The organism is Nitrobacter winogradskyi Nb-255, from assembly GCF_000012725.1.
Lineage (GTDB): Bacteria > Pseudomonadota > Alphaproteobacteria > Rhizobiales > Xanthobacteraceae > Nitrobacter > Nitrobacter winogradskyi.
Genome location: NC_007406.1, coordinates 1754474 through 1768890, shown reverse-complemented (window position 1 = coordinate 1768890; position 14417 = coordinate 1754474). Strand labels below are relative to the sequence as shown.

The 14417-nt window shown below is 58.6% G+C and carries 19 protein-coding genes and 2 tRNA genes; 17 read left to right on the top strand and 4 right to left on the bottom strand.

The genetic code is table 11. The annotated features are described in order from the left end of the window. From NWI_RS08470 to NWI_RS08425, 10 genes are all read left to right on the top strand, one after another. The gene (locus NWI_RS08470) at positions 1 to 306 is read left to right on the top strand and encodes a hypothetical protein (protein ID WP_081431723.1); all 306 of its coding nucleotides are present in this window, start codon (positions 1 to 3) and stop codon (positions 304 to 306) included. Further along, positions 303 to 623, top strand: a complete 321-nt coding sequence (locus NWI_RS08465) for a head-tail connector protein (protein ID WP_011314886.1) — start codon at positions 303 to 305, stop codon at positions 621 to 623. The genes NWI_RS08470 and NWI_RS08465 overlap by 4 nt, the downstream gene beginning before the upstream one ends. Further along, positions 613 to 1038 (top strand): HK97-gp10 family putative phage morphogenesis protein, encoded by a 426-nt coding sequence (locus tag NWI_RS08460; RefSeq protein ID WP_011314745.1) that lies wholly within the window; start codon positions 613 to 615, stop codon positions 1036 to 1038. The genes NWI_RS08465 and NWI_RS08460 overlap by 11 nt, the downstream gene beginning before the upstream one ends. Then, positions 1035 to 1469: a DUF3168 domain-containing protein gene (locus tag NWI_RS08455; RefSeq protein ID WP_011314885.1), complete on the top strand. Its 435-nt coding sequence runs from the start codon at positions 1035 to 1037 to the stop codon at positions 1467 to 1469. Before NWI_RS08460 ends, NWI_RS08455 begins: the two co-directional genes overlap by 4 nt. Beyond that, positions 1466 to 1780, top strand: coding sequence for a phage head closure protein (locus tag NWI_RS08450; RefSeq protein WP_041344940.1), 315 nt, complete (start codon positions 1466 to 1468; stop codon positions 1778 to 1780). Before NWI_RS08455 ends, NWI_RS08450 begins: the two co-directional genes overlap by 4 nt. Positions 1781 to 1886: 106 nt before the next feature. Continuing rightward, the gene (locus tag NWI_RS17940; protein ID WP_011314883.1) at positions 1887 to 2936 is read left to right on the top strand and encodes a hypothetical protein; all 1050 of its coding nucleotides are present in this window, start codon (positions 1887 to 1889) and stop codon (positions 2934 to 2936) included. Next, on the top strand, positions 2936 to 3331 hold the full coding sequence (locus NWI_RS08440; protein ID WP_011314882.1) for a phage terminase small subunit P27 family: 396 nt from the start codon (positions 2936 to 2938) through the stop codon (positions 3329 to 3331). Before NWI_RS17940 ends, NWI_RS08440 begins: the two co-directional genes overlap by 1 nt. Then, positions 3331 to 4944 (top strand): terminase large subunit, encoded by a 1614-nt coding sequence (locus NWI_RS08435; protein WP_011314881.1) that lies wholly within the window; start codon positions 3331 to 3333, stop codon positions 4942 to 4944. Before NWI_RS08440 ends, NWI_RS08435 begins: the two co-directional genes overlap by 1 nt. 1 nt (position 4945) lies before the next feature. Then, positions 4946 to 6961, top strand: a complete 2016-nt coding sequence (locus tag NWI_RS08430) for a tape measure protein (RefSeq protein WP_011314880.1) — start codon at positions 4946 to 4948, stop codon at positions 6959 to 6961. Further along, the gene (locus NWI_RS08425) at positions 6958 to 7353 is read left to right on the top strand and encodes a phage tail assembly chaperone (protein WP_011314879.1); all 396 of its coding nucleotides are present in this window, start codon (positions 6958 to 6960) and stop codon (positions 7351 to 7353) included. Before NWI_RS08430 ends, NWI_RS08425 begins: the two co-directional genes overlap by 4 nt. A 10-nt stretch (positions 7354 to 7363) precedes the next feature. On the opposite strand, the gene NWI_RS08420 is transcribed toward NWI_RS08425, so the two are convergent. Both NWI_RS08420 and NWI_RS08415 read right to left on the bottom strand, forming a co-directional pair. Further along, a complete protein-coding gene (locus NWI_RS08420) occupies positions 7364 to 8200 on the bottom strand; it encodes a hypothetical protein (protein WP_041344939.1) in 837 nt (278 codons plus the stop codon). Next, positions 8197 to 8574: a hypothetical protein gene (locus NWI_RS08415; RefSeq protein WP_011314877.1), complete on the bottom strand. Its 378-nt coding sequence runs from the start codon at positions 8572 to 8574 to the stop codon at positions 8197 to 8199. Before NWI_RS08415 ends, NWI_RS08420 begins: the two co-directional genes overlap by 4 nt. Before the next feature lie 204 nt (positions 8575 to 8778). Here NWI_RS08415 and NWI_RS17935 point away from each other — a divergent pair, with 204 nt between their 5' ends. After that, complete coding sequence (locus tag NWI_RS17935; protein WP_187147956.1) at positions 8779 to 8949, top strand: hypothetical protein; 171 nt, start codon at positions 8779 to 8781, stop codon at positions 8947 to 8949. An 81-nt stretch (positions 8950 to 9030) separates the two neighbouring features. Here the strand turns inward: NWI_RS17935 and NWI_RS08410 are convergent. Both NWI_RS08410 and NWI_RS08405 read right to left on the bottom strand, forming a co-directional pair. Then, positions 9031 to 9105, bottom strand: a tRNA-Glu gene (locus NWI_RS08410). Positions 9106 to 9707: 602 nt separating this feature from the next. Beyond that, positions 9708 to 10157 carry a VOC family protein gene (locus tag NWI_RS08405; protein ID WP_011314876.1) on the bottom strand — a complete coding sequence of 150 codons (450 nt, stop codon included), beginning with the start codon at positions 10155 to 10157 and terminating at the stop codon, positions 9708 to 9710. Between the two features lie 438 nt (positions 10158 to 10595). On the opposite strand from NWI_RS08405, the gene NWI_RS08400 reads away from it, so the two are divergent. From NWI_RS08400 to NWI_RS08375, 6 genes are all read left to right on the top strand, one after another. Continuing rightward, positions 10596 to 11042, top strand: a complete 447-nt coding sequence (locus NWI_RS08400; RefSeq protein ID WP_011314875.1) for a hypothetical protein — start codon at positions 10596 to 10598, stop codon at positions 11040 to 11042. Positions 11043 to 11791: 749 nt separating this feature from the next. Next, positions 11792 to 12445 (top strand): cold-shock protein, encoded by a 654-nt coding sequence (locus NWI_RS08395; protein WP_011314874.1) that lies wholly within the window; start codon positions 11792 to 11794, stop codon positions 12443 to 12445. A gap of 152 nt (positions 12446 to 12597) precedes the next feature. Beyond that, positions 12598 to 13089: a DUF192 domain-containing protein gene (locus NWI_RS08390; protein WP_011314873.1), complete on the top strand. Its 492-nt coding sequence runs from the start codon at positions 12598 to 12600 to the stop codon at positions 13087 to 13089. 70 nt (positions 13090 to 13159) lie between these two features. Next, positions 13160 to 13236, top strand: a tRNA-Pro gene (locus NWI_RS08385). Between the two features lie 52 nt (positions 13237 to 13288). Then, a complete protein-coding gene (locus NWI_RS08380) occupies positions 13289 to 13684 on the top strand; it encodes a hypothetical protein (RefSeq protein ID WP_081431722.1) in 396 nt (131 codons plus the stop codon). A 257-nt stretch (positions 13685 to 13941) separates the two neighbouring features. Continuing rightward, positions 13942 to 14247 (top strand): ETC complex I subunit, encoded by a 306-nt coding sequence (locus tag NWI_RS08375; protein ID WP_041345537.1) that lies wholly within the window; start codon positions 13942 to 13944, stop codon positions 14245 to 14247. Positions 14248 to 14417 lie beyond the last annotated feature (170 nt).

Genomic DNA, 14417 nt, shown 5'->3' with positions numbered 1-14417 from the left:
ATGCAAAACGATGAGAAACACGACCGACAATTGTGGTGTGCCGTGCTCGGCCAAGCCATCACGGATGCAACAACGACACGCACTGGCAAGGACGCACAGCGTGACCAGCACGCGGCCATTCAATGGCTGCTGACCGACACCATCGACTTTCCCATCGTCTGCACGCTCGCCGGCGTCGATCCTGAAGCGGTTCGTGAGCGGTTCATGCGGACACCGGGGGTGGTCGAAAAGTTTCAGGGAACGCAGCGGGACCGGCGGGGGAGCAGAACGCACGATTTGACCGAATTGGGATTTTTTCCACGATGATTGCGACACTGGCTGACATCAAAGGTCAACTCAACGTCACCTCGGACCTCGACGATACGCTGCTGACCCGCAAGATTTCCGCAGCCCAAGACTACCTGGAGTCGTGGCTCGGCTACAAAATCGAGACCGTCTACGGCGGCGAAGATCAAGAACCGGTGCCACCCGCCTTGGTCGAGGCCGTGCTGCAGCTTGCCGCTCATTGGTATGAGAATCGCGAGGCAACGCTTGTCGGCGTTTCCGCACAGCAACTTCCGCACGGCGTTTCAGACATCATCCGCGAATATCGACGCTGGTGGAGCACGCCCGATGACGAATGATGATGGCGGGCTTTCCAGCTTTCAGCGCCGCATGGCTGCGATCCCGAAGGAAGTCCGCGCCGCGGTCAAGCCTGCGCTGCTAAAATCGGGTGAAGAATTGAAGTCGGCTATGCGTCAATTGGCCGAGGCCAGCCGCGACACAGGCGACCTGATCGATTCTATCGCCGTCACGGGACCAGGCGAAACCACGCCGGCGTACTCTCAGCCGGGCGGTTCGAAGGTGGTGGGCGAAACTAGCGTTGCAGTCACGGTAGGTAATACCAAGGTCCGCTACGCGCATTTGGTCGAGTACGGAACCGCGAAAGCGCCAGCGCAGCCGTTCTTTTGGCCCGCGTTCCGCCTGTACCGCAAGCGCATCACGTCGCGGATTAAGCGAGCAATCAACAAAGCCGTAAAGGAGTCCAAGGGGAAATGAGTAGCCCCGCACTGGCACTCCAAAAGGCCATCCGGTTGCGGCTGATCAATACCGCGGCGGTCACTGCGCTTGTGCCGGCTGCAAACATATTGGACCGCAACGAGCGCCCAGCGCCGAGCCCCTCCATCATCCTTGGCGAAGATCAAGAAGTGGACGAGGACTTCACGCTCAAGCGCGATTATATCCGCGTCTATTCGACGCTGCACATCTGGAAGACGGAGCCAAGCACAGCAGGCGTCAAGGCGATCGCTGGCGCCGTCCGAAAGGCGATTGGCCGGGTGCGGCGGCTCGATATAGGTGATCCGGATTTCGTTTGCGCCGATTGCCGCGTCGATGGCGTGCGTTACTTGCGCGATCCCGGCGGAGAGATGTCGCACGCCGTGCTGACCATTAACTCGCTGGTCCAGGCGCGATGGAGCGTCGTGATATGAGGGCCGGCAAGCTGGATCAGCAAATCGCCATTCAACGTTTCACCAATACCGTCGACGATTTCGGGACGCCAGTAGAGACGTGGACCACGCTCGCGACGGTTCGCGCGCAAGTTATCCAGCAATCGACCGAGGAATTCATTCGAAATTTCGGTGCATCAGACGAGACGATAACCGTCTTTCGAGTCCGATGGATCGACGGAATTACCACCGCAGATCGCGTGCTGTTTGACGGGGACAGCCACAATATCAAAGAGACCAAGCAGATCGGCCGCAGAGCCGGATTGGAGTTACGATGTCAGAGGATCGCATGAACGAAGAAACGAAAAAGCACGAAGACAAGCCGAAGCCCGCGCCGCAGCCCGAACCGAATGATCCGCTCGGCTCTGGCGTCGGTTTCGTACCTGGGGAAGGGATCTGATGTTCAAACTCTTCGACCGAGTGAAAGTCAACACTCCGACTACCGGGACCGGTGACGTTACTTTCGGCTCTGTGTCTTCGAATGCGTTCGTGACGCCAGCCGAAGCCGGAGCCGGAGACGGCGATACTGTCCGCTACCTTATCGTTGACGGTACCGACTTTGAAGTTGGAATCGGTACGATTAAAAGTGGCGTTACCGCAATGGAACGGACAACGGTCAAAGAGTCCAAGATTGGCGGTACCGCGGGAACATCAAAGATTAACTTGAGCGGTGTGGCCGCTCTGTCGCTCACTGCGTCGGCGGCGGATATCCTTGTCCCTGGTAATAACCTCGCCGACTTGGACGACGCGGACGAAGCCCTCGACAATCTAGGAGCGACCACGGTCGGCAAGGCGTTGTTTACGGCGGCCGATGCGGAAAATGCGCGAGCGGCATTGGATCTATCTGACACGCTCCCCACGACTCAGGTTTTCACTTCCGGAGCCGGCACCTACACCACGCCAGCGGGCTGCAAGTGGATCGAAGTCGAGATGATTGGCGGCGGCGGCGGCGGTGCTGGTTCGGCCACTTCGGCGGGCAATGGCGGAGCGGGCGGTAATACGACTTTTGGTTCGCTGACAGCCAATGGCGGTGCGGGTGCGGCAAACGCCGCTGGCGGTGCGGGCGGCACTGCTTCCGGCGGTTACTTCAACAAAGCCGGGGCATCTGGTGGCCATGGATCAGGACTTACCAGCCAATGGGGCGGTAGGGGTGCCGCAAGTACATTTGGAGATGGCGGGCACGAGGGGCAGCCAAATCAAGCTGTAGGTGGCACCGCCACAGCCAATTCTGGCGCTGGTGGCGGCGGTGCTGGCTGCGGCGCCACGGTCAATTCTGGCGGCGGCGGCGGTAGCGGGGGTTACCTGCGCGCCATCATTAATAATCCGAGCGCGTCCTACTCTTATGCTGTGGGAGCGGCAGGGACAGCCGGAACGGCTGGGTCAGGTGGTGTTGCCGGCGGCGCGGGCGGCTCTGGCGTCATTATGGTCACTGAGCATTACGGGCCGTGATGAAAGGCGCTAAACCTCATCTACGCACCGACGCCGCAGCGATGAAGCGCGCGCCGACTGTCCCGAAATGGCTTTCGGCCGATGCCAAGCGCGAATGGAAGCGCGTGCTCCCTGATCTCATAGAGCGGCGCATTCTGACGGATGCCGATCTCGGATCGCTCGAAAACTACTGCATTGCGATCGGGCAGGTGAGGGAGATGGAGCGGATCCTGCAAACCGAAGGCCATGTCTATGGCGCCGAAAGCGGGCTGCTTAAACGTCATCCCGCCGGCGTGATCCTCTCGGACGCCATGACGCGCGCGCGCTTGCTCGCCGTGGAAATGGGGTTGACGCCGGTTTCGCGTAGTCGGCCGGCGATCCGGGATGATGACGAAGAGGACTCGCTGTTAGACTGATGCTCGCTCCTGCATGGATCAACGACGGCAGCGATATTCCCGATCCTTTCGGTTACGGCGAGCGCGCGGTGCAATGGCTGCGCCGGCTGAAGCATCCGAAGAATCCGGCGCGCGGTCACCCGTTCCAGGTTGACCCGTGGCAGGAACGGATCATTCGCAAGCTCTATGGTCCGCGCCATGAGGATGGACGGCGAGTGGTGCGCCGGCTTGTTCTACTACTTCCGCGGGGAAATCGAAAAACCAGCCTATGCGGCGCAATAACGCTTTTGCATTTGATTGGCCCGGAGAAGCTGCCCGGCAATTTGGTGGTGTCGGCGGCATCCGCGCACGAGCAGGCGATGGAGTTGTTTAACGAGGTCGCCATGATCGTCCAACACGATCGCCGGCTAGAAAAGCACTTGGCGGTTCGCGAATACACGTCATCGATCACTTTCAAGGCGCAACGATCGCGCTATATCGCCGTCGCGAGTGACGGCAAGGTTCAGCACGGCAAGACACCGAACGTCGTCATCGCCGACGAATTACATGCTTGGGAGGGCAGGGCAGGTCGGGTGCAATGGGAGGCGTTGGATTCCGCACTGGTGAAGGTGCCTGACACGCTCATGATCGTGGCCACCACGTCGGGCCGGGGACAAGAAAACCTCGCCTGGAAAACGATCGATTACGCCATCAAGGTTCAGAAGGGCGAGATTGACGACCCGGCCACGTTGCCTGTCGTATTCATGGCGGAAGAGGGCGACGACTGGCGCGACGAAGCGGTGTGGCACGCTCTGAACCCCGGTATGCGCCATGGATATCCGGACCTGACCAGCTACCGCGACAAGGCGCAGAAGGCGATCAATTCGCCGTCAGATCGCGACAGCTTCCTGCAATTCAATTTGAACCGTTGGCTTGACCACTCGACATCGCCGTTCGTGGAAATGTTAGTTTACGATCAGGGCGCTCGCGCGATTGATCTCGATGAACTCAAGGGCGAGCAATGCTGGATAGGCGTAGACCTTTCCAGCAACTCGGATTTGACGGCCGTCGTGGCGTGCTGGCGAGATGGCGATGACGGATACCAGGTTCAGCCATGGTTCTTCTGTCCGGAAGACAATCTGCGGCGCCGCGCGGACAAGGATGGTGTCGCTTACCCCGCTTGGGCCGATGACGGATTCATCATTCCGACACCGGGCAACGTCGTCGATTTTCACGCCGTCGAGAACCACATTCGCGACCTTTGCGAGCGGTTCAACGTCCGCGAAATCGCATTCGATCCGCATCTGGCGCGCAACATGCTCAGCAATCTACTGGCGGATGGCCTTCCTGCCGTTGAGATGCGTCAAGGCTGGGTGACGATGGCGCCTGCCATCAAAGAACTGGAACGGGCGATCGTCGGTCGCCGCTTCCGTCATGGCGGACACCCCGTGCTGCGCTGGAACTTTGATAACATCGCCACCGAAACCGACAAGGCCGGCAACAAATCATTCCACAAGGGAAAGTCTCGCGACCGGATCGACGGCGCGGTTGCGACTGCCATGGCAGTTGCACGATGCGCAGCCGGCGACAACGCCCGATCAATCTACGATTCACCGAACTGGTCGCCCGATTGGGCGTTTGTGAAAGCAGGATAATATGGCTGAAGAAACCGGCGAACGCCTGGTCGTTATGCTTGAAGCTCGGATTTCCGAGTTTGAGAAGCGCATGGTGAAGGCCGAGCAAACCGGAACGCGGACCTATCGGCAACTCACGGCTGGATCGAGCCGCGCCACGAAGAATATGGAGCAGGATATGCTCCGCTCGACGGTCGCGATCAATCGCTCACTGGCGCAGACTAGCGTCCAGATCGGTTCTTTCGCCAAGGCATTCGCGGTCGGTATCGCCGGGAGCGCCGCATTTCGCTCGGTATCCAAGGCAGCGCAGGAATTTACGTCGCTGCAAAATGCTCTGAAGGTCACCGGCCTTGAAGGTGCGGCACTGGACAAGGTGTTTTCGTCACTCTTCCAGATCGCTCAGAAGAACGGTACCGCGATCGAGCCATTGGTGACGCTCTATAGTCGGGCTTCGCAGGCGCAGAAGGAACTGAAAGCTAACAGCGCCGACCTGATGAAATTCACCGACGGCGTTTCGATTGCGCTGCGGGTTGCCGGCACAAATTCGACGCAAGCGGCCGGCGCCTTGCTGCAGTTGTCGCAGGCCATCGGCTCAGGCGTCGTGCGGGCGGAAGAGTTCAATTCTGTCAACGAAGGCGCGCGGCCGATTCTACAGGCGGTTGCGGCCGGATTGAAAGAAGCCGGCGGTTCAGTTTCGGCGCTGAAAACCTTAGTCAACGATGGCAAGGTCTCGTCGGAAGCATTCTTTCGCGCGTTCCTCGCCGGGATGCCGCAGATTGAAGCGCAGGCGGCGAAGGCCGACGGCACTATCGGACAGGCTTCAGCGCGGATCGGTAACGCTTTCATCGCACTGGTGGGACATCTCGATAAAACGACAGGCGCCAGTGGCAACGCCGCCCAGGGGCTAAACGCAGTCGCCGGTGTCGTCGAAAAGCTCGGCGGCTATTTCGACGCGGCATCCGGCAAGCTGGAAACGCTGCAGAAGTGGTTGACCAGCGTTGGCAACAATTCCGCCTGGACCACGATCGCGAAGTTTTTCGGCGCCGATTTCTCGCCGGAGGAAATGGCGAAGTATGGCCTAACACCCGTAGGCGCGACGCCAGCCACGCCGGCGCGTGTCGTTGTTACGGGCGGCACGACAGAGGCGCCAAAGGTCAATCCGGTTTCGCTGACTGACTTCAAGGTGCCTGGCAAGGCAGGATCCGGCGCTGCGGCGACCCGTGACCCGTTCGAACGGTCAAATGATCAAATCGCGAAGCGTATCGAACTTCTGAAGGTCGAAGCGGCGACAATTGACCAGACAGCGGCGGAGCAGGACCGGGCGCGAGTTGTGGTCGAAATGGAGACCGCGGCGAAACAAGCCAATGAGCGTGCGGGCAAGAAAAACGTCGAGGTTACAGGCGAGCAGCGCGCCAAGATCGAGGCTCTTGCGGATGCCTACGCAAAGGCGCGCGGTGAATTGGAACGTCTCAATAGCCCACTGGCGTCATTCGCGCGGGAATCTGCTGACGTCGGGCAGCAACTCGAACGTCTCGCGGTCGGCTCTCTCGACCGGATTGCTGATGACTTCGGCGAGATCGTCACCGGCACGAAGACGGTCGAAGAAGCGTTCAAGTCCATGGCGCGATCGATCCTTGCAGAACTTGCCAAGATCGCGGTCAAGCAAGCCGTACTCGGTCCGCTGGCGAACCTGATGGGCGGCGGCGGGAGCGGGGGCGGCATTCTGTCTGCACTCATTCCGAAGTTCGCCAACGGCACGGACAATGCACCCGGCGGCCTCGCCATCGTAGGTGAACGCGGACCGGAACTGGTCAACCTGCCGCGCGGGTCGCAGGTTATCCCGCACCATCAGATCGGATCGGCGGGCGGTGGCGGGGATATAAATGTGCCGGTGATGGTGAATATTGACGCAACCGGCGCCGATGCAGCGGGACTAGCGCGTGTGCAAAGACAGGTCGCCGATCTGAAAGCGAACCTGCCGGGATTGGCCGTGCAGGCAATTCAGAGTGCCAAGAACCGCCGGGTGCGTGGGTTATGATCAACCTGCAATGGCTTTCCGATCGGCTGGTCTACATTCTTCGCTGGCGAATGGACCGTCACCCCGGCGCTGAAAACGAACCGGATGCGCCGCAAATTCCGGTCGCGGGCTTGCGTGTTTGGGGGATCTTCCTCGACCTGCACGCGACGCGCGGCAGCAACGGATTCGGCGCCAATCCGATCGCTTATGCCGACATTGAAGCCTGGTCGCGGCTGCGTCGCGAGCCGGTGCGGCCGTTCGAACTCGACATGATCCGCGCATTGGACACGACATGGCTGGAAGTCGCCGCCGCCATGGCAAAGGAGCCGGACAAGCCGAAGGTCAGTTCGCGCAAAGTGACCCCGGCGCTATTCGATGCCATGTTTGGCGAGGGGAAGCGAGGAATGGAATGACGATCGGTCACTAGACAGCGGCAGCGACGTGTTCCGTCTGACCACGCTCATCCTCGGTTCTTTGAATAACCTTTAAAAGGCCTCTCGCGTTTTCCACTCGTTCTCTGTCAGTCTCTTTTCCGTTAAGCATATTGATGAGCTCGGCTAGGAGGAGAGACTGTATTTCCCCGAGAAGATGGTGATAACCCTGCGCCCCATACTTTTCGATATAACCAACTTGGTGCGGCAGAGCCGCTTTCAGAATCTCTTTGTTCCCATCGCGATTAATAAACCTGAGAGGATCGCTCACTCCTGTTTGTAAGATTTTGAAGACTGTATAGTTGCCAACCAGGATAGACGTATAAGCCGAATAGTAAGCCCAGGCAGTTTCAGAAAGGAATGGGCGTTCGTTTTTGGCGTCCTGAAGATCCTTTAAGTCCGGCGGATTTTGCCCCATGGCCGCCAGCACTCGTTGCATTTTCGGATCTGAGGCTTCGGCCGCGACTGCCTCAACTTTCATTATTGCAATGGTCGATGAAACCCACAAGAGCTTCGAGTAATCGTTGACAGAGGCCCATACTTTTTCCACGGCTTCAAAGCGGCGTTTGTCGAAAAGCGACTGTCTGTTCGCAGTGCCGTTCAAAACCGTTTGTCGTAATGTCGATATCTCTTGCTCCTTCTCGCGCAACTGACTCCTGATTTTCTCTTCATTCGCTCTAAGTTCTGATCGAACAGCTTCGATCTTCAATTCAAAGCCATGGCGTACACTGCTTTCGATCCGCGCCTTGATCCAATTCCGCCCTAAAAGCAGCGCCAGAGGCCAAAGGATCGACAGGCCGATTGAAATCCAACCGAGAGCAGAGTTCATCCAGTCCAATCCGGCCAGCAGCCGTCCTCTTCGTGACGACCTGTGCGATGTTTGCAACCGTCGTCGAGTAGCTTTCGGCCGACATCTTTCCAGATGGCATGTGGACCGTACAGGCGGATCGCGTCGGCCTTTTCGATTTCCACAATGCGCATACAGCGAAAGCACTCGACGCGTAGAACGTCACGCGGAATTTCGTTGAGGCGGCATTGCTGGATCGGAAGGCGAGGGGCGCCGGTCGCACGCGGATCGTTAAGAACCGAGTCCCACCATCCATCAGGTTCGCCGTCGGGCGTTTGGATTTGGCGCTGCTCGCGCGCCAGCTTTTCCATCTGTTTGGGGGAGGGCATTCGCCAATAAGCCGACCAATTGCTCATGGTGGGAAATTAGAACATAAAGAGAACAATTGTCGAGTCCGAAAGCGAGCGCTTATTCGCAACTCGGTTGACAACCTGCCGTAATGTAGTAGATATTTCAGTATCTTACGCGAAACTTTTTCCCGGTCAAGGTCTCGACTAGGCGCCCCGAATGTGGCTCTATTCGCTCGTGGCCATAGTGGTCGCGGATACAGGAGCTACGAAATGACCCTTCTCGAAGACGCTGAAGATGGTTTCACCCATACCATGTTGATGAGCTTGGTTGTGGACGTGACATGCCTAGCGAAGAACGTCGAGTATATGAAAGGGCAGATCCTCGCCTTAGCCAAGGAGCACGGCGTACACGTTAAGACGCGGGAAGACGGGGAAGACTAACTGTCCACGTATGACAATGCCCGTTTATTGGACATATGTTGGACATGGCGGGCGGTGTGAGAGCTAACCAATTGAAATCATTGGCGCTCCCTAGCGGAATCGAACCGCTCTCTCCACCGTGAAAGGGTGGCGTCCTGACCGATAGACGAAGGGAGCTGAACTTTTCAGCGGCAAATCGCGCCGTCGCTTCAGTCTCAATGCGCTGCGATATCGCCGCTAGATCAATATCCTGTGTTGATCTGATCAGACAGCGTTTCCGGGCGGCGACGAACCGGCTCGGCGGCAGCGGCGAAACGTATAGTGGCGTTTGCCCGGAGGAGCAAGCGTTCTCCCTGGAGAGACCCCGTATCGCGGCGCATCCTGATATCTTCTCAGGCCGACCTTTGAGGCCTTCAGGTACACCGGCAGTTTTACAACTGCACCACAAACCGGATCGGGGAGCCGCCCGCAAAGAAAAGCCTCGCTTAAGCGAGGCCTTCAACGAAGAATACTAGCGGGCGTTTCAGGTACCGAAGAACAGCCACAGCAGAAGTATCACCGGTATCGGCACGCCCAGCAGCCAAAGCAAAAGTCCGCGTCCCATCGACGTCTCCTTAGTGTGTCCATAATATGCAAAAAGAGAACGTGAACCGCCGTCGATCGTTCCCGCTTTCCACGGGACGAGCAACTGCCTGGGACTGAGGTGGCCTCGCAACGACGCGCCCGTTGCCCATCGCGAACGCGCGCGATTCAGGCACAAGCGACGTCGCCGGAGGTTCTCACCAATGACCGGTGTTGGGCATTGAAGTCCACGGTTCAGCCGCCGGAAGAGGTTTGCCCTTCTGCAGCAGTTCGATCGAGTGCAGGTCCGGAGAGCGGATGAACGCCATCTGTCCATCGCGGGGAGGGCGATTGATCGTGATCCCGAGCCTCATCAGCCTTTCACACGTGGCGTAGATGTCGTCCACCTCATAGGCAAGGTGACCAAAGAAGCGATCCTCGCCATAGGTCTCCTCGACCCAGTTGTACGTCAGTTCGACCAGCGGCGCGCCACGCCCACTCGACTGCCTCACAAGGTCCTCGTCCTCGGGGGCGCACAGGAATACCAGCGTGAATTTCCCCTTGTCGTTGTCGACGCGCCGGACCTCCTTCAATCCCAACGCGTCCACATAGAATTTCAGCGCGATCTCAAGATTGCGCACGCGCAGCATGGTATGAAGGTAGCGCATCCGTGATGTCTCCTGACGAGATGATGAGGGTGAATAGAATCATAGCAATATCAGATCGGTATGGTCGATTTTGTATCCGGTTTCCGATTCCGGGCCGCGAAGCGGAGTGTTAACTAAACGACGTTTTTTGCCACGGCCATGGAACCCTTTCGACGACTTGCTCGTTTGCCCCGCATGATGCGCGAAAGCCCGGCACGGTCGTCACCCTCGCTTGAGCAGCCTTTTCGGGCAGAATCCGACGATCCATTTTGTCGTTGGATCGCAGAGCGATTTCATCGGACCTCGGGGGCGGCGTCCGGCGTCAGGCTGAATCATCACGTTTGGAAACCAAGGCGATAACGATAGAACCCCGATCTGGAATGTATTCAAGCAAGCGCATTGCAAACCACCTTTTAGAGAACACATTATTGCGACGATCTCTGGTGAGAGGATAGCGACATGAAGAAGAACTTGATCATGATTGCGACCGTGGCCGCGCTCGGCAGTGCCGTCGTATCGGCACCGGCTCAGGCTCAGCGATTTGGACCGGGTCTTGGAGTCGGTCTTGCCGTCGGCGCTCTCGCAGCGGGCGCGATGGCGAGTTCGTTCTACGGACCCTACGGTTACTACGGCGGCGGACCCTACTATGGCTATGGACCGGGCATCTACGGCGCCGGCTGGGGCGGCGGTTGGGGTGGTGGCTGGGGCGGCGGATGGGGGCCGGGCTTTTATGGCGGCGGATGGGGTCCAGGCTACTACGGCGGCTACCGCGGATATCGCGGTTGGGGCGGCCGGGGCGGCCGGGGCTATTATGGAGGTCGCGGATATTACGGAGGTCATCGCCACTGGGGTGGCGGCCGTGCCTATTACGGTGGCCGAGGTTGGGGTGGCCGCGGGCGCTGGTGACCCCTGATTTGACCTGAACTGAAGACCCCCGGAGAGACTGAGATGAGGTCTCTCCGGGCCGACACCGCATCGCAAGCCCCAGCCAGCGGGTGGACTGCTTCGGCGCTCAGCAACGACGGTTTCAGAAGTAAAATTCGCGCGCGGAATGCGCGGCAGGCGGTGATGTCTCAATTGTTAGCGCGCGGTGCGATGACCTGCCTTCACGACGCCCCAAGACGCCTACTGAACGAGGTTCATATATTTTTTGCGTGCGTGCGGCATTCAGATTGTCGTTGATGTGGGCTGACTTCACGCGCCTGACTTGGAGAAATTCCAGGGAAAAATTCAAAACAAACGCAGACGGAGAGCCAGTCAAAGGGTACTTGCTACGAGTACTTCGAACTACGGGTACTTCGAACTGCCGGCGCCTGGATCCGTTCGCGCCCACGCTACATAGTAAAACGATATGATGCTTCTACAAACCTTATCGATAACAGCCGAAATACGTACCAGCGATGCTTTTCGACAGCGCTGAAACCCATCGGCAGACCGAGAATCAAAATCCGGTGAGAGTTGATTCGTGCATTGTGCAAGGCTGTTTATAGATGTCGATCGATTTATCTTTTGTCTTGCGACGCCCCCAAGAGTGTTATCTTTTGATTCGTGAGATTCGCCTGGCTATATACGGTCGTAAATAACGGTACGCTGCGCTAGACTGCAGCCGTAGTTGAAGCAACCGTAGTAAATAAAAATGTGTGGGGGCCTGCGTCATGGGGTCGGACGGTTTTGAATCCAGGAAGTTTGCGGGGCCGGCGGTGAGCGATCCCTTGGGATCCAAGGAATTTTCCGGAACGAACGATCGAGAGGCGGGAGCCGGTCCGTTTGCCGGGCTAGGGGAATCTCCCGCCAACATCGTCGAGATCAGCGGCGTCATCAAATGGTTCGACGCTTCAAAAGGCTACGGATTTATCGTCCCCGATAATGGCTGGCCGGATGTGCTCCTGCACGTCACGGTGCTTCGTCGCGACGGCTATCAGACCGCTTATGAGGGAGCCCGCCTGGTCTGTGACTGCGTGCAGCGGGCGAAAGGCTATCAGGCGTTCCGGATCACGTCGATGGACGAGTCCACCGCGATTCATCCCGCGCAGATGCTGCCACCCCGGACACATGTCAGCGTAACACCCACCAGCGGCCTGGAGAGGGCGCAGGTCAAATGGTTCAATCGATTGCGGGGATTTGGCTTCTTGACGCGCGGCGAGGGAACTCCGGATATTTTCGTGCACATGGAAACGCTACGGCGCTTCGGCATCACGGAACTTCGGCCGGGGCAGTTCGTCCTGGTCCGCTTCGGGCCGGGTAGCAAGGGCATGATGGCCGCGGAAGTCCAACCTGAAACGGGTGCCCCCAGCGTGTCCTCGCACTGATCTGCCAAACAGGCCGCCGTGGAAGCCGCCCGGGGTTGCTTGGGATTTGATTTTCGGGAATCGTGTTCTGCGCTTGTAACCGCCGGCTGCCAGCGGCGGCGGGCGGTTTGCGGCGATCGCTGCTTTTGATCATGGTTCTGACAGGTTGTCCGATGCTAGGACTGCGGGATGTCGGTTTTGGGTGGTTCCGCGCCGGTTTGGGAATTGTCCTGTTTTCCTGGATTGTCGTGGTCGCCCCGGACGACGGGGGTGTCCACGCCGCCGAATTCCAGCCGCTCGAAATCGCGACCAGGACCGGCGTAAAGATATTCTCGGTCGAGATGGCGACGACCCCCGAGGAGAAGGCCACCGGATTGATGCATCGAAAGCATCTGCCTGACGGGCAGGGTATGCTGTTCGATTTTTCTCCTGCGCAGCAGGTGTCGATGTGGATGAAGAACACCTACATCTCGCTCGACATGATCTTTATCGGCTCGAATGGTCGCATTGTGCGGATCGCCGAAAACACCGAGCCTCTATCGACCCGGATCATCTCGTCGCGGGGTCTGGCTAAAGGTGTGCTCGAGGTGATCGGAGGCACCGCGAAAAAATACGGAATCGCGACAGGCGACCGGGTGTCGCATCCGCTCTTCAACGGCCGCTGAGTCCGCTGGAAACTCTGAGCGACTTGCTGGGCCGCCCGGAAGGATGTAACGACATCGTTTCCCAGCAGATCGGGGTATAGCGCAGCCTGGTAGCGCGGCAGTTTTGGGTACTGCAGGTCGTTGGTTCGAATCCAGCTGCCCCGACCATCAACCAGTATCTTGTCGGTTTCGATCGACGAATCCTTCCCGAACGACCAGGGTGGCGAAAAGGGCGGACATTCGCGATGGTGAGGAAGGCGAAGCAATGAGTAGTTGGACGCTTGGCGCTCGTAAGCCGCCCCAGGGGGACGGCCTCGAGATTGATATTGCGATTGATGGCGGTGATCCGCTCACGCTGAACACGCTTGAAGCCGAGACGCTGGAAACCGGACTGGGCAAAGCGCTCGCGGGCGTTGATAACGCATCCGGCCGGATTTCATGCGTGAATGCAGCCACCCAGATCATTGTCGCCGTCGACAAGGTCACCGTCGCTTCGCTGCGGTATGAAAAGGCGGAGCGGTTGCGCGGCCATCTGAAAGAACTTCTGGCCGGCAGAGGTACTGAATTTGCCGATTCAGGCGCGGTAGAGGATCAACCACACCCTTCCGTTCCCTGAGGCAAATTTGACCCCCGGCCTCGTTCGCACGGAGGTGGTCGAACATTTCGTGAAACCACCTTCGTTCGGCCGCGCTTCCACACGACGTGGTCGATCCGTCATCCCTCAAGGCCAAGAACGGGCCGACTGCGGAAGGCGATGCCCAATGCCGTTCGGGCCAGATTGTCAGGCCGTGACATAACGAATATACTTGAGATCCAGGGATGTCCGGCGGCTTGCTGCCGGATCAACGTCAACAGCAGGTACCAGCGAAATCCATGATGGCCCGTATCTTCAAGCCCGCCAAGAACGCGATGCAATCGGGCGCCGCCAGGACCAGGGAATGGCAACTGGACTACGAGCCCGAGCAGCCAAGAGCGATCGAGCCGCTGATGGGCTGGACCAGTTCCGGCGACACGAAGCAGCAGATCACGCTTCGTTTCGAGACCAGGGAGGATGCGATCGCCTATTGCGAGCGCGAAGGCATCCCCTATCAAGTGATCGAGCCGAAGGGAAGGGCGACACGAAAGGCTGCCTACTCGGACAATTTCGCATTCCGCCGCATCGAACCCTGGACCCATTGAAGCTCTAGGACCCATTAAAGCTATCGACAGGCCAGCCAGCAGACTGACCTTACCGAAGGGGCATGGCGTCTTAGTGGCATGAGGCAAATCATAACCGTCGCCCACCTGCGTCCCGCGCATCAAAAATAGGGGAATCGATCAGGTTCATGATTATGGATCGCTTTGATCCC

What these genes read in the sequence shown, in the direction of transcription:
- NWI_RS08470 (WP_081431723.1), top strand. Translation starts at nt 1, where the DNA reads ATGCAAAACGATGAGAAACACGACCGACAATTGTGGTGTGCCGTGCTC.
- NWI_RS08465 (WP_011314886.1), top strand. Translation starts at nt 303, where the DNA reads ATGATTGCGACACTGGCTGACATCAAAGGTCAACTCAACGTCACCTCG.
- NWI_RS08460 (WP_011314745.1), top strand. Translation starts at nt 613, where the DNA reads ATGACGAATGATGATGGCGGGCTTTCCAGCTTTCAGCGCCGCATGGCT.
- NWI_RS08455 (WP_011314885.1), top strand. Translation starts at nt 1,035, where the DNA reads ATGAGTAGCCCCGCACTGGCACTCCAAAAGGCCATCCGGTTGCGGCTG.
- NWI_RS08450 (WP_041344940.1), top strand. Translation starts at nt 1,466, where the DNA reads ATGAGGGCCGGCAAGCTGGATCAGCAAATCGCCATTCAACGTTTCACC.
- NWI_RS17940 (WP_011314883.1), top strand. Translation starts at nt 1,887, where the DNA reads ATGTTCAAACTCTTCGACCGAGTGAAAGTCAACACTCCGACTACCGGG.
- NWI_RS08440 (WP_011314882.1), top strand. Translation starts at nt 2,936, where the DNA reads ATGAAAGGCGCTAAACCTCATCTACGCACCGACGCCGCAGCGATGAAG.
- NWI_RS08435 (WP_011314881.1), top strand. Translation starts at nt 3,331, where the DNA reads ATGCTCGCTCCTGCATGGATCAACGACGGCAGCGATATTCCCGATCCT.
- NWI_RS08430 (WP_011314880.1), top strand. Translation starts at nt 4,946, where the DNA reads ATGGCTGAAGAAACCGGCGAACGCCTGGTCGTTATGCTTGAAGCTCGG.
- NWI_RS08425 (WP_011314879.1), top strand. Translation starts at nt 6,958, where the DNA reads ATGATCAACCTGCAATGGCTTTCCGATCGGCTGGTCTACATTCTTCGC.
- NWI_RS08420 (WP_041344939.1), bottom strand. Translation starts at nt 8,200, where the DNA reads ATGAACTCTGCTCTCGGTTGGATTTCAATCGGCCTGTCGATCCTTTGG.
- NWI_RS08415 (WP_011314877.1), bottom strand. Translation starts at nt 8,574, where the DNA reads ATGAGCAATTGGTCGGCTTATTGGCGAATGCCCTCCCCCAAACAGATG.
- NWI_RS17935 (WP_187147956.1), top strand. Translation starts at nt 8,779, where the DNA reads ATGACCCTTCTCGAAGACGCTGAAGATGGTTTCACCCATACCATGTTG.
- NWI_RS08405 (WP_011314876.1), bottom strand. Translation starts at nt 10,157, where the DNA reads ATGCGCTACCTTCATACCATGCTGCGCGTGCGCAATCTTGAGATCGCG.
- NWI_RS08400 (WP_011314875.1), top strand. Translation starts at nt 10,596, where the DNA reads ATGAAGAAGAACTTGATCATGATTGCGACCGTGGCCGCGCTCGGCAGT.
- NWI_RS08395 (WP_011314874.1), top strand. Translation starts at nt 11,792, where the DNA reads ATGGGGTCGGACGGTTTTGAATCCAGGAAGTTTGCGGGGCCGGCGGTG.
- NWI_RS08390 (WP_011314873.1), top strand. Translation starts at nt 12,598, where the DNA reads ATGCTAGGACTGCGGGATGTCGGTTTTGGGTGGTTCCGCGCCGGTTTG.
- NWI_RS08375 (WP_041345537.1), top strand. Translation starts at nt 13,942, where the DNA reads ATGATGGCCCGTATCTTCAAGCCCGCCAAGAACGCGATGCAATCGGGC.